The organism is Stecheria intestinalis (assembly GCF_009696165.1).
In the GTDB taxonomy this organism is placed as follows: domain Bacteria; phylum Bacillota_I; class Bacilli_A; order Erysipelotrichales; family Erysipelotrichaceae; genus Bulleidia; species Bulleidia intestinalis.
Genome location: NZ_VUMN01000004.1, coordinates 105,196 through 119,262, shown reverse-complemented (window position 1 = coordinate 119,262; position 14,067 = coordinate 105,196). Strand labels below are relative to the sequence as shown.

8 protein-coding genes are annotated in these 14,067 nt (G+C 44.4%); all 8 read right to left on the bottom strand.

All coding sequences use genetic code 11. From position 1 onward, the window contains the following. Positions 1-159 precede the first annotated feature (159 nt). Entirely contained in the window at positions 160-1,329 is a 1,170-nt protein-coding gene (locus FYJ51_RS13490) for a Cna B-type domain-containing protein (RefSeq protein ID WP_205946148.1), read from the bottom strand. Positions 1,330-1,335: 6 nt separating this feature from the next. Beyond that, positions 1,336-2,163: a class C sortase gene (locus FYJ51_RS03215; RefSeq protein ID WP_154503113.1), complete on the bottom strand. Its 828-nt coding sequence runs from the start codon at positions 2,161-2,163 to the stop codon at positions 1,336-1,338. Positions 2,164-2,245: 82 nt separating this feature from the next. Further along, positions 2,246-3,724 (bottom strand): isopeptide-forming domain-containing fimbrial protein, encoded by a 1,479-nt coding sequence (locus FYJ51_RS03210; protein WP_154503110.1) that lies wholly within the window; start codon positions 3,722-3,724, stop codon positions 2,246-2,248. A 208-nt stretch (positions 3,725-3,932) separates the two neighbouring features. Next, positions 3,933-9,299: a SpaA isopeptide-forming pilin-related protein gene (locus FYJ51_RS03205; protein WP_154503107.1), complete on the bottom strand. Its 5,367-nt coding sequence runs from the start codon at positions 9,297-9,299 to the stop codon at positions 3,933-3,935. Between the two features lie 38 nt (positions 9,300-9,337). Then, a complete protein-coding gene (gene lepB / locus FYJ51_RS03200; RefSeq protein ID WP_154503104.1) occupies positions 9,338-9,925 on the bottom strand; it encodes a signal peptidase I in 588 nt (195 codons plus the stop codon). A 402-nt stretch (positions 9,926-10,327) separates the two neighbouring features. Then, entirely contained in the window at positions 10,328-11,050 is a 723-nt protein-coding gene (locus FYJ51_RS03195; RefSeq protein WP_154503101.1) for an SWIM zinc finger family protein, read from the bottom strand. Position 11,051: 1 nt separating this feature from the next. Then, entirely contained in the window at positions 11,052-13,643 is a 2,592-nt protein-coding gene (locus tag FYJ51_RS03190; RefSeq protein ID WP_205946147.1) for a DEAD/DEAH box helicase, read from the bottom strand. A 43-nt stretch (positions 13,644-13,686) separates the two neighbouring features. Then, the gene (locus FYJ51_RS03185) at positions 13,687-14,067 is read right to left on the bottom strand and encodes a hydrogenase maturation nickel metallochaperone HypA (RefSeq protein ID WP_235897207.1); all 381 of its coding nucleotides are present in this window, start codon (positions 14,065-14,067) and stop codon (positions 13,687-13,689) included.

Sequence of the window (14,067 nt, the reverse complement as noted above, 5' to 3'; positions counted from 1 at the left end):
CATCCGGCTTCCTTCCGTTGACACCTCACGATGTCCACGTTGCCTTTGGCTAGCGCTTTGAATCATGCCGCTATACATGCGCAAGGGACTTTCACCCTCGAGTTATCACCCATGTCGGGTGTACTAAAAAGAGCAGGTTCTATTCCTGCTCTTATTGTATCATTGATCGTTTCTCAGCCGAGTACCAGCATAGATCATCACTGCTCCAGCACCTGCAAGCAGGGAGATCCATAATCCCATATTCCAGTTATCACTCGTATACGGCGTATATGGTCTCCTTGCAGAAGTCATAGGCGTAAACGGAGTTCTTGTGATCGGAGTGAACGGGGTCGGTGAAGGAGTATTCCTGGTCGGAGGAGCAGTCGGAGTATGCGGAGTTGGTGTCGGAGTATTGGCCGGCACCGTTGGGGTCGGGGTAGGCGTTACCGTCGGTGTAGGGGTAGGAGTATTCGACGGTGCTGTTGGCGTCGGAGTAGGAGTTGCAGTCGGTGTCGGAGTAGGAGAAGGAGTCGGCGTTTCATTATGATAGGTATTCGTAATGCTGATCTTCGTTCCGCTCTTTGATACAGATGTGGTATAACCAGCCGGAACATTTACTTCTGCAACGTTCCAGTCACCTTCTGAAGAAAGATCCTTCCAGGTATAAGACCAGTTATTATCAGCATTCAGTACTACTGTTTCTCCATAAGGCTTCAGATCATGTGTCAGCTGAACTTCAATGGAAACAGGTCTGGTGCTTCCATTCCCATCTCCAGCCCAGAGCTTGGAAACTGTGATATTCGTCTTAGTATCAGTCTTCGGAGTAAATGTTCCTTTGATCTCTCCGGAAACATCATAGTTCCATGCTTTACCTTCGTCCCGGTTCGGAACGCTCAGAATCATCGGTGACGCCTTGAAACTTCCATGATCATTCGAGTAAGGTTCTCCGACAATCAGATACAGCCCTTCCGTCAATCCGGTGAATTCCAGTTTCCCATTCAGAACCTGTCTGCGTTCATACGATAATTTCTGATCAGAACTGACATAGCTGACAAGCGTACTTGCAAGCTTCGCCATATGTTCTTCATTGCCATCATAGAGACCGATATCAACGGAAGACTGATAGTATTCGCTTAACAGCGATACTTCTCCATTCCCGCTTACATCAGCAAACCGATATGCCCGGAATTCTGCACCATCGATGTTGATCCCTTCTCCAGGTTTCAGGGTAATACTGCAGTCATTCTTCGGAACAATTCCTTCAGCAAAGACACGCAGAGGCGAAGCAGACATCAGCATCACTGCGCAGAATACTGTCAGAACAATTCTCAGCTTCTCTGAAATCTTCATATCTGCTCACCTCCCCTTTCTGCGTTTCTTTCCTGCAAATGCAATTCTAAGCACCATGATAATCACCAGTACCGGAAGACCAATCGCAAGCGATACCGTCATCGGTTCAATCTGTACTGCATCACTTACCACTCTGACATGATTCTGTTCCACGGTTTCTACCCGATGGCCTCTTACCAGGAGTCTGTGAGTATTGACTCCATAAGGCGTACAGGTAACCAGTGTACAGAGATCCTTGCCTTCTTCGATCTCGATATCATCAAGCTCATCCGGAAGCACCACGGTGATCTGATCTACTTCATAGGTCAGGGTATCACCCAGAACCTCAAGCATGAACTGATCGCCAACCTCCAGCTGATCGATATCTGTAAACAGCTTTGCTGAAGGAAGACCGCGATGACCGCTAAGCACACAATGTGTACTAGCTCCCCCGACCGGAAGAGAAGTACCAGCAATATGCCCGATCGCAATCTCCAGAACCGCAGGATCTGTTCCATGATAAATCGGCAATCTGACATTGATCTTCGGAATCACTACATAACCCATGATCCCGGTACCAGTCACATCAAGAAGACTGTTGTACTCTTCAACCTCAGAATCGCTCAGGTTATACCGATCTTCTTTGCCTACCAGAGTCTCGTTATACGCTTTAGCTTTTTCCAGCATTTCTTCATACTGAGAATCATCCAGCGTATTCACCTGATCCTGATACGCAGCAATTGCACGTGACTGATGCATGGAATTCCACCAGTCACTGAAGGTCGGGTAAACCAGAAGGGATACACCTGTCAGGAATATCAGGACCAATATGATATTGGAAATCTTTTTCTTCAAAGGTATCCCTCCGAACCATCAGCAGCCAGGAGAGAATGATTCTCCCCTAAGCTGCATACTTACTACATTCTAATACAGAACCTCAGCTGACTCTCTTTCTTGCAGCAATCATCACACCAGCAAGAACCACCAGAGCACCACCTGCTACATAGAAGATCGTAGTACCGATACCACCAGTAGAAGGAAGGCTGGAGCCTTTCTTGTTAACTACATTCGTAGTCAGAGAACAAGCATCTTTATCTGCTGTGAAAGTAATTGTAGTCTGAGCAGAACCAGTTAACTTATCTCCGCTTAAGCTTGTTAATGCAGGATTATCAGCGGTAGTATTATGCTCTGCGGAAATTTTGAAGTACTGATCTGCAATCGTGTTGTAACCAGCAGGAGTCTTTGTTTCTTTCAAGACATAAGTGCCATCATCGAGACCGGTAGCAGTGAAGGTAGTAGGATCTGTTTCTTTGTCACCAGTTAAAGTAAAGGTTTTCACAGCCTCAGTAGTATTATCTGCTTTGACTTTGCTGAGAGTAAACTCTGCACCAGCAAGAGCCTTATTATCCTGATCAACCTTATTCACAACAACTTTATATGTAAAGACGATGTTCTTGTCTTCCGGAGTCTTACCTGTCTCACCACCTCCATTCGGGTTATTGGAGTAAGTGAGATAAACCGTGTTCGGATTGCCTGCCGAACCAATAACAGCATTATTATTCAGCGTGCAGTCGTAAGTAACAACAACCTTGGTGTCTTTATTCAAAGTTACCCCGCTGATTCCCTTCAGATTATCGCAGGACCAAGTGACAGTGGTCGATCCATCATTATTCTCTTTAACCGTTTTTATAAATGAAGAAGTGACATCTGTATCACCGATTTTGATTGTTGCACTCTTTGCAGTATAGCTGAGGCCTTTACTCATAGTATCTGTGAAAGCATATTTATAAGTGGTGTACTTATCGATATTAGACGGCATCGTACCAGTGATCTGATATAGAATTGTGTCACCGATATCATAGTCTGCGGAATCCTGCCAATCAGTTGTCACACCGGTAGAATCGTTAGTATCTTTTACTTTCTTTACAACAGTAGGAACATCAAGCTTCGTATCCTGCGTTACTTTTCCAACAACCTGAACGATATAGGATGTATATGCGCCCGCTGTATCTTTCTGAGAGCCATCAACATCTTTGACCAGATAATAGCCAGTAGTCAGATTACCGAATGTATAAGAACTTCCAGCAGCAACGGATCCAGAAGTAGTAGCATTCGTCAGATACGGTTTTACTTCATTTGCAAAGGTAGTAGCATCAGTAATGTTTCCAGCTTTTGTCGCTGCATCACCAAGCGCATTTTGACCATCCGATGTAACACCATTACCCCATTTGATATTGGAAAGTGTTCCATTGGAATAATCACCGGTAAAAATTTGATACAGTTCAAATGTATGAGCCGTATTCCCAGTATTATGAATTGTTAACGAATTTTCTTCATCCGCAAATGCTGTTGATGCAGTTGCGAATACCATGAATAGTGAAATTAATACGCTTGCTAGTTTCTTTAATGCTTTCATTTGTTTCCCCTCGATTCTTTTACTTAAATATTGTTTTCTAAGAATTTATTCTTTCTGCGAAATTGTTCCCAGAAAACATGTTTTAGCTTCTTGATTTTTCTGTATCCATTTGAATTCAGCATTCCAATTCAGAATTTGCTTATTCTCATGACGCTGCATCTCCATATCGGATTCTTGGGTGGAAAAAGCTTTCGGTTATCAGAGCAACTCATTTGCTTATGCCATCCTTATTTTTCTTTTTCATGAGAATGCTAGAAATTCCAATCAGCACTAACCCAAAGCCAGATAATATGAATTTCTTTGTCCCACTTCCCCCTGTTTCAGGAAGTTCATAAACTTCCTTATTATTGGTATTGGTTATTATGATCTGTCCTGACTGAATACCATCATTATTTCTGTAAGAAACTTGGTAATTTCCAGAAATGTCTACATTATTCTTTTTTACGCTAACTTCTTCAACAGAATAATATAACTGCTTATTATTATCTGATGTCGAAAGTTTATCCCAATGATATGATAAGGTGCCATTTGTATCAGTTAACGTTAAAGGATTACCAACTGGTTTTTTATTTATTACCCCTGTAGGAGCTAATGTGTAATCAACCGTAGGTGCATTGGTTTGCCACGGAGCACTAATATCAATCTCCATGTCATCTGTAACAGAATCTATCTTCCCAGTCCAATTACCATTACTACTGCCGTATGACATTTCATGTGATTGACCACCATATGTTAAGTAAAGTGGCCCTTTCCAATTATCATTTTTCCAAGCATTTACAGACACAGTCAGCGATGAATTATTCTCAACCACATATGAGGCCGAATAATACTGATAATTATTGCTTGAAGTGTTCAGCATTTTTATGGTTACAGTCTTACCATCCAGAATATGTTCTTCCCTAAATAGCTGAACCTTTACTTCAACTCCTTCAGGCATTCTTGCTGCACTGCCGTCATTCTTAGCCCAGGATTTAATAACAGATAGCCGTGTATAATCATTAGATATATACAGATCTCCTCCGCCATTTTCAATGTATTTTATCGGGGCATTATTAATTTGAGCAGATGAGACATTGGCATTGGCATATGCACTATTATTATCTGAATCACTTTCATCCTTCCAGATAAAATAGTGCGGAGTGGTGTCGAGTTTATATCCATCTGGGGCAATTGTTTCAGTAAGTCTGTAAAGCTTATCAGTCGCAAGCTCTGGATTAGAACCAGAAAGATTGAAAATTATGGTTCCATTCTCTCCAGTCGTTACTTGCTTAATAGACACCCATGAGCCACTATTCTGATCCTTGTTGTAATCGTATCTCTCTAGATTGAATGCAGCACCAGAAAGTAATTCTTTATAGTTGCTGCTGTCGACCTTATAAACAGTAATCTTTTTATGATCTGCAGTCGCTGAAGAAGTGCTTGTTTCAACTTTAGTATTCTCACTGGTGGACCACTTGCCATTCAGTTCTGCCGAATTTGAAATCGTTGGCGTTCCTGCTGCATTTTCATCAATCCGATAATCATAAACAAGGACCAAAGCTTTACTGTCAGGAATAACTAAAGTCATCTTGTTATTTGTTTCATCATACTGTAGTTCATATGAAGTCTGGAGAATCTCTGTTCCGATGTGATTCTCTACGCTTGAACTATAGTTATAGAGATGAACGCTGCTCAGATCGAGATACGGATGCAGGTCTGGATTACCTTTTTGCACTGTATCAACAAGTGTCAATGTTTCTGAGTTTTTCACGAGATCATCTGCAGCCGCATTGATAACTATGGAGTAACGAATTCCTCCTGCTGGGGTATTAGTAGGTTTTCCGTCACTGCCTATAACAATAGGGTTTCCATCCTCATCAAGTTGCACACTCGATTTATTAAGGATAACCTTATCTCTAGTCACAGTCACTTCATCACTAGAAGTGTTTCCATTCCATTTTGCCGTATTCGTATATGTCTGGGATGTAGTTGCCGGATTTTTCCAATTATTGTCACCTGCAAAACTCACAGAATATTCAATACCAACATATGGATATGCCTTAGCGTATTTAAAATTTGGAATTGTGATTGTAAGAACTGCTTTACCGTTGCTATCTGGTGAAATGTTTACTCCTGGTTTTGAATTATCTTCAAAATTAACGTTTATTTGCTCATTCTCTGACCAAGTAATTTCTTTAGTTCTGTTATTCTCATCCCCCGTCGCATCCGGATAATAGAATGCTTTTATGGAATTATCATCATACGTAACGCCGTCAGGCAATGTATCATAGATTGTCAGAGTACCATTGTTTTTAGGACCAGTGCGCAGCATCAGTTTATATATCAGCTTGCCATCGTCTAAGCTGTAATCTACTGTCTGACTGCCATTCTTGAATATTCTTCCGCCATTAACTGTAGAAGTATGGACCCGCTTATCGATCTCTCCGGAATCCATTGGTTTCACATACTTATGTGAAGCTTCAGACTCTTTTCCGCCAGAAAGGCCTTTATTCTTGATAGATATCCCCTGTCCTCCAGGCAGTTGAGACACATTAACGTGTGTAGGATAGCCATTGACAGCAAGATCATGAGCTTCAATACCATTTTCGGATAAGATTGTTACAGTAAAACTTTTCACAGGAGTGCTGCTATTATCTGAGAAAACCTCATTGCCATCTTTGTCAAAATATTTAACTTCAATTTTTACATCACTCTGTGCAGCATCTGCACCATAATAATTGCTCTTTGTGGCATAATTACCGCTGCCATTATAGTTATACCTGTCATATTCATTAAGAGCCAGGTATAGACCCTTTTTACAATTTCCACCGTTATCAGAATTCCTGGAAATAATCTTCTTAAATGCATTCTCTAATTCAGAAGCAATAGCATAATGCGCATAAGTATTTCCTTGCTCATCAACAGCATCTTCAATTTCATCCTGATAAACAAATGTATTCAGCTTACCGGCAGGCAGTATTACATCAGAATTCCACTGCGTCTGCAGAATGCTCTTGTCTTCAGACAACTGATCTGAATTGTCCTTCCATTTCTTATTTACAGATGAATCTCTAAGATTGCCTGTAGCTGTACTGGAAGTATCCTTTCCATGATTGTCTTTATCTGTATAGCCAGCACTATTCGTCTCAGAAACCTGCCCGCCAGCTTGACCAGCAGGTGCTTCGGTTCTGTATTCAATATAATAATCAGCTTTTTTCTGATCATCAGAGATCGCACTGAACTTTACTGTCTTGCTAGAATCATTTGGATCCGTAACATCGAGGTTACCCATTTCAAATTCAAATGTTTGAGCTCCATCAAAATCTGAACGAGAAGAAACAAATACCGGATTATTATTTTCTACCCGATAAACAGATACGTCTCCGACAATTTTCGTTCCCGTCCCGCTATCATGCACCTTCCAGCCACTAACATCCTGCTGAAGGCCATTGTTCAGCTTAATCCGCCACCAGAATGTGTTGCTATCGGCATCATAGCCACCTTCTTTTTCAATCTCTGTTTCTATATCTTCGCTATCCCAGTGCCATTCATCATGATTTCCGCTTTTTGAATATGCTAAATTGCAAATATGAACTCTCTTTGTCGCATCCTTTGGAGTAATATTCACATCATAAGTGACTTCATATCTTTCGCCAGCATTCAAAGCTGGAAGTCCAGTAATCTCAAACTTCGGATCTCCATCTGACTGTCCGCTCACCGTTGTAAAAGATATTTCCGCTGTATTTGAGTTGATAATATCTTTCTTTCCCTGCGCATCAATTTTGAAGATTTTCACAGAATTCTGAACGTAACTGAATGAGTCAACATTCTTACTCTCGTTGCTGCCATATTGATCTGTGATATTTACCCGGCGGTCACCTGTACCATTATTCGTAGTAGCGGTAACTGTATAGGTTACTTTTTTATCCGATATTACAGCGCCTGTCTTATTTGTATGAATATCATAATTATCCTCAACAGGTTTAATGATTTTAATTGTATTGTTTGTACCTGGGAATGTAATTGAACCAGAGTCACCGCCAGCATTTTCTGAAATCGTTCCTTCGAAGCTTACAGAGCCATCTACTCCAAGATCTTCTCCTGCAAATTCATCACTGAAAACAAGAGTGATTTTTCCATCAGTTCCTATGTTATACGTACCAATAGTATTTCCATTCTTTTTAATATTGCCGCTCTGGTTCTCTAAGGGCACGATTCCATTAGGAATCTGATATACAGCAGTTTTATTGTTGTTGTTAATTCCTCCCTTTGGAATTTGATATGCCAGACTGATCTGAATAGAATCACCTACTGTAAAGTCATTTGTTTCCACCCAATACCCGTTAACATTTTTTCTAAATGATATGCTTGTTATACAATTATTACTGAGATCAACGTCACTATCGTCTGTCACTTCAATGCTGAGCGTATCCCCATTGGTCAATGTTAAAGTTAAAGTCTCTTTGGTATCAAAAGGAGCTGTAGAAGTTAGAACCCAATCATTGTCCTGCGCAGTAACATCCACAAGATCAGGAGTGGAGAAAGATACATCAGACACATCACTGATGGTAAGAATATTGCCTTCCGAATCCTTAACGATCTGCAGATTATTCAAAACATCAGAAAGATTAACGGATTCACCCCCATTAATAGTTATGGAATGTTCGCCATAATCAAAGTTCACTGTATAGACAATCGCATACACGGAGAACTGATCCGCATCAAAGACTACCTGATCTTCTGCAGGCTTCTCATTTTCTTCAAGATCTGCATCAGCAGTCTGATCGACTACTTCTGTTTCGACAGACTGATCTTCTTCTTTTTCTTTCTCATCAGGAACGTGAACGACATCGACTGTCTCAGCATCCTTGATGACATCCGCAGTCATCGTCACACGGATCTGCTTCTCCGGTTCAATCACATTTCCTGCTGCATCTTTAAACGTGATGTCTACTGCTTTCGCTTCGGCATGTTCCAGAGAAGATGCTTCCATGGCATCATTCAGTACATTCTCATCCGTTACCGGAGAAAGCTCCATGGTCGTTCCTTCCGGGAACGTGCCTTCCTCTGCTTTCACAGACACCTTGATTCCGGTTGTTTCTTCAGTATCTTCAAAGGACACTTCCAGCATGCTTGCAGGAGCTTCGGCTGCTTCAGGTTCTGCAGAAGCAGATGCTTCAGGAGAAGCACTCGGTTCCATGCTTGCATACGGAGTGGCAGAAGGAACTGCTTCCGGAGATGCACTGGCGACTGGTTCAGCTGTTTCTTCCGTCACAGGTGCAGCAGAAGGAATCAATTCTGCTGCAGGAGTCGCTGAAACTTCCGGAACATAAGTCTCTGTATTCGCAGGTTCCGGAGCCGCTGAAAGAACCGGTGCTGCCGATTCCTGTGTTTCAGTCTCTGCTGTTTCAGAAGGAACCTCGGTAATCTCTACGTTCTCTCCGTCGTCAGCGTCGACATTATAGCTGCCTATATTGCTGTCTGTACCGATGATCATCGAAATGCTCAGTACCCAGGCACAGACAATCCAGAATTTTCTGACTCTGCGTTTTCCGTTTTTCCGGCTTCCGCCACGTTCAAAATTTCTGTTTTTCATGCTACCCCTCACTACTTCCGAAACACGTCGCCGCTGCGTCAGCTCAATGTTTCAATCTCATTCAGCGGGAAGATGCGCAACACAAGCTTCCCTGCAATCATATCTTCCGGAATACTGCCGATCGCAGTATTGCGTGAATCGATGGAGACGCTTCGATTGTCTCCCATCACGAAGTACTCTCCTTCCGGCACTTCATACGGAAATGTGACATCCGTCTGGCCCAATGCCGGTTCGCTCACATATGGTTCTGCGAGCACCTCGCCATTGACCTTTACCGTCCCGGAATCGTCGATCTCAATCTCGTCGCCAGGCAGGCCGATCACCCGTCTGATGAGGATCTTGTCATGGTACCTGACTGCTGCTAAATCGCCTTCCTTCAGCTTCCCGGTCTTCACCGATAATGCGATGTTTCCCTCTTCCAGAGTCGGAGTCATCGTATTCCCGGTAATCCGGTACACCGGAATCAGAAATACCGCCGAGAGAACAATCACTGCGCCAGCAATCAGAAGAACCAGGATCGTATTCCTGAATTCCTTTGCATAGCGCTTCTTTCTTCTGCGGTGCCGTTCCTCAGAAGAAACGTGCTTCTGCTGTTCTGTCTGCTTCTCTGTTCCGTCCTGTGCCATGCTGTTCCTGAAAGATCGAATCGTTCTGAAAGTTATCCTATCACTTCTTTAATTTTGTTAATTTGTAGACTTTCAGTCATCTTTCTTCGCCATTTTAGCACAATGTCATGAAAAAGGTCGATGATATGCGGCTTTTCTCACAATTTATATTTCCGGAATTCGCAATTCTGAAAAAATTTCATTCAGCTTCTGAAACGTTCCTATCTTGCCGTAAACGTTTACAGTAGCATTTTTATGCGTTTTTCTTATCTTTTTCGGTAATGAAATTTACATTTTCATTATAGATTCATCCCATCTATTTCAGAATAAGGTATCATTCTTCCTATCCCTTCTGTATTCGGAAGAGAGTCTGAATGCACATGAAAAAGCCCTCTTCCTCGAGAGGGCAAATACTTCTGCAGCTCAGATAGAACCGAATACCTTTTCGATATCCGCATCATCCATCATGCGGGAAGTATGATTATCCGCATGTTCCAGCAGCGTGTCCACATGATCCTTCAAGGAAACATCAATGAATCTGCTGACCTCCACTCCTCTTAGCTCAAAGAACAGCATCGGATCTTCATCAAACCTCGTCCCTACGCCATACAGCACCGCAGCCACATGTTTGCACATGATAGCATAGTCCGGACAGCTGCACGAAAGACTGATTTCCGCAGGATTCGGAAAGAGACCATCTTTCTCGAAGAACAGCTCTTTCATATCATCCGGGAACTTCCCGCTCAGCAAGGTCTCCAGGTCATCCAGCTTCCCGCATCGATTCAGGATGGCCTGGCACTTCTCTTCTGATAACGGACTGATCCGGATCTCAACCTTGTAAGGAGCCTTGCGGCTGCCCTGCACCCTGGCATGAACTTTTCCTTTTTCAATCTGCAGATCAATCACGGAACCATTGCGCACATAGCGCTTGCCCCGTTCAATCCGATTCTCAAAATCCGCATACCGCTCCAGATTCTCACACCAGGCTGTTCCCCACCAGGACGTGCAGATCTTTCTTCCGGTTACAACCACCGGATGATAGACCACGCCTTTGCGCTTTGCTTTCCTTGAACTCTCTTCTGCCCGTTTCTTCAGTTCTTCTGCAGTCGGCTGACTGTAGTATTTCGTCTCATAGTATCTGGCCATGCTACTCAAGCCTCAGAAGATTCATCAGATCTTCATTGCTCATCTCAGTGATCCAGCTTGCTTCAGAAGCACCGATCACATTCTCTGCCAGCTCTTTCTTCGAATTGATCAGCGTATCGATCTTCTCTTCAATTGTTCCTCTGCATACCAGCTTATGCACCATGACATTCTTATTCTGCCCGATCCTGAATGCCCGGTCGGTTGCCTGATTCTCGACAGCCGGATTCCACCACCGGTCAAAGTGAATCACATGATTCGCTTTGGTCAGATTCAATCCGGTTCCAGCCGCCTTCAGAGAGCACACAATGAACGGAACATAGAGATCCGACTGGAATGCATTCACGATCTCCGTACGCTTCTTCGCAGGAACACCGCCATGAATCACATAGCCTTGTGCCCCGAAAATCTCAGACAGATACTCTGCTAACGGATCCGTGATCTCGCGGAACTGCGTGAATACCAGTACCCGTTCCCGTTTATCCCGGATCGTCTCGCAGAGATCCCTCAGCATCAGGAACTTGCCGCTCTCTTCCGGGCTGTATCCGCTGTCTCCCAGATATTCATCCGGGTGATTGCATACCTGCTTCAGCTTCGTCAATGAAGCAAGCACCAGTCCTCTTCGCTCCATTCCGGAAAGACCCTTCATGCTTTCGGCAAGATGATCCGTGATCTGCCGGTACAGTACCGTCTGTTTTGCAGAGAGAGACGCATAATCCACCATCTCAATCTTATCCGGCAGATCATGGATTATCGTCTTATCTGTCTTCATTCTCCGCAATAAGAACGGGCTGATCATTCCCTTCAGCTTTGCATACTCCAGTCCATCCTCCGCATCCATCCGGCTGCAGAACTTTTTAAAACTATCGGCACTGCCAAGCAGTCCCTTGTCCAGGAAATCAAACAGACTCCAGAGATTCCCGAGATCATTCTCAATCGGCGTACCAGTCAATGCCAGTCTCATCCTGGAAGGAATCTTCTTGACTGCCTTGGTCTGACGCGTCAGCGGATTCTTGATGGCCTGTGCTTCATCCAGAATCAGGCAGTCCCACGTACGCCCTTCCAGACCATCCAGACGATTGACCATGGCATACGTCGTTAGATTCAGGAAATGAGGTTCCCTGATCTCCTGTTCCATCTGCTTCTTCGGTTTTCCATGCAGTACATTCACCTCCATATCCGGAGTGAACTTTCCAGCCTCTCTGACCCAGTTGCCGATCAGAGACGCCGGCACAACCAGAAGCACCTTCGCATCCGGATTTGTCATTCTCATTCGCTCCAGATACGTCAGCACCTGCAGCGTCTTGCCAAGACCCATATCATCCGCAAGACACGCCCCGAACCCGAGCGAACCCATATAGTTCAGCCACTCATAGCCCGTCTTCTGATAAGGCCTCAGTACTGCATGCACACTCTTCGGAACCGGAATATTCTTGATCTTCTCCGGATGCCGCATCTGATTCAATAACCCGCTCAGCCACTTTCCATTCGTGATGATCTCACCATTATCCGGATCCCGGTCATCCTGCTCCATCTGCATCCGCAGGGCCTGCATCAGCGTCACCGTATCTCCGGCTTGATCCATCTTCTTCAGAAGTTCCTTCAGCCTGGCATGATCCACATGAACCCATCTTCCCTTGATCATCGCAAGTCCATCTGACTGCTCCAGCAGTTTCCTGATATCTGCCTTGGTCAGCTTCATTCCATCAACCGTCAATTCCGGCGTCGTCTCCATGATCGAATCAAACCCAAGCAGAGAAGGCTGCTTCTCTCCGACCACCATCTGCAGCGACACATTCATCAGCTTCTTGCGCCACCAGTCCGGAATCCGGCACAGAATCCCGCACTTCTCAATCTCCTCCACCTGCTGTAGAAACGCAAACGCCTCTTCTGCTGTAAACCGCAGCGGATGAAACAGTTCCCCGCTCTCCATCATCGACTTCACCGCCGGCGAAACCTCAGAAGCCCGATTCAGACAAGACAGTAATGCAATCAGTTTCTTCCGATCATTCCCATATTGCGTCAACGCATACTTCAGGGGATAGTGATGAACCTTTCCATCCTCTCCTGCTGACGCATAGGTTGCCATAAACGCAAACGGATACGTCCCTTCCTCATCCTTATTTTCCACCAGATGAAAGAAGATCCGCTCCGGCACATGCAGATTCTGATTCTTCTCCGCAAGGTACATCTGTACCGTGCCATCATAAGACCTGATCTCTTTCCGATAGATCTTCAGCAGTTGCTTGAAAATTTCTCTGATCCAGGCAGCAGTCACATTCTCAGCCCCGATCGTGAACGGCACTGAATTCAGCAGTGCATCCATCCTGGTCTCGCTGATCTTCACCTTGGCCTTTTCCCGTTCCAGCTCCAGCTGCGGCGAATCTGTCAGACATTGGAAAAACGACGAAGAAACCTGATACAGAAACGCAGCCGAAGCCGAAAGATTCTCCGGCTTTCTGCCTGCTCCGAATGCATACAATGCAGGAATCCCGCCTTCTTCAAACCATTTCCTGTTTACTTCACTGTACCCTGAGGCATCCGGATGAAATCCCTCCGGGGTAAACACAAATCGCAATGATTCTGTCTCTTCCATTTTCATCACCTTTACAGCAAGTATATCATCTCAAAGAAAAGAATCAGTCCCTTGCCGGAACTGACTCCTCTCCCTGCCGATCATCTTCGGTCTCGGCTTCTATTTCCTTGATGATGCACTCATTGCCAGTCAGAAGATAGGTTTCCTCGCTCTGGCAGTACGGACATGTCCTGCCGTACTTCACGGTTTCGTACGTCTTTCCGCAATGCTCGCAGATCGTCACCGCCGGCAATGTCTCCAGCTTCAGCTCGGAATCCTTCAGTACCGGATGTCTCACCTTGAAGTAATTCCAGCAGTCCACGAAATAATCCGTCATGATGCCGGACACCTCTCCGACCTGCAGCGTCACCGAACCGATCCTGATGATGTGCTTTTCTTCTGCCAGTTCATCCAGCGTCTTCGCCAGATGAGTGACAATGCCCAT

Bases quoted from the DNA above. Each gene is read 5' to 3' on its own strand.
- FYJ51_RS03185 (WP_235897207.1), bottom strand. From the start codon at position 14,067: ATGGGCATTGTCACTCATCTGGCGAAGACGCTGGATGAACTGGCAGAA.
- FYJ51_RS03205 (WP_154503107.1), bottom strand. From the start codon at position 9,299: ATGAAAAACAGAAATTTTGAACGTGGCGGAAGCCGGAAAAACGGAAAA.
- FYJ51_RS03210 (WP_154503110.1), bottom strand. From the start codon at position 3,724: ATGAAAGCATTAAAGAAACTAGCAAGCGTATTAATTTCACTATTCATG.
- FYJ51_RS03190 (WP_205946147.1), bottom strand. From the start codon at position 13,643: ATGGAAGAGACAGAATCATTGCGATTTGTGTTTACCCCGGAGGGATTT.
- FYJ51_RS03195 (WP_154503101.1), bottom strand. From the start codon at position 11,050: ATGGCCAGATACTATGAGACGAAATACTACAGTCAGCCGACTGCAGAA.
- lepB (WP_154503104.1), bottom strand. From the start codon at position 9,925: ATGGCACAGGACGGAACAGAGAAGCAGACAGAACAGCAGAAGCACGTT.
- FYJ51_RS13490 (WP_205946148.1), bottom strand. From the start codon at position 1,329: ATGAAGATTTCAGAGAAGCTGAGAATTGTTCTGACAGTATTCTGCGCA.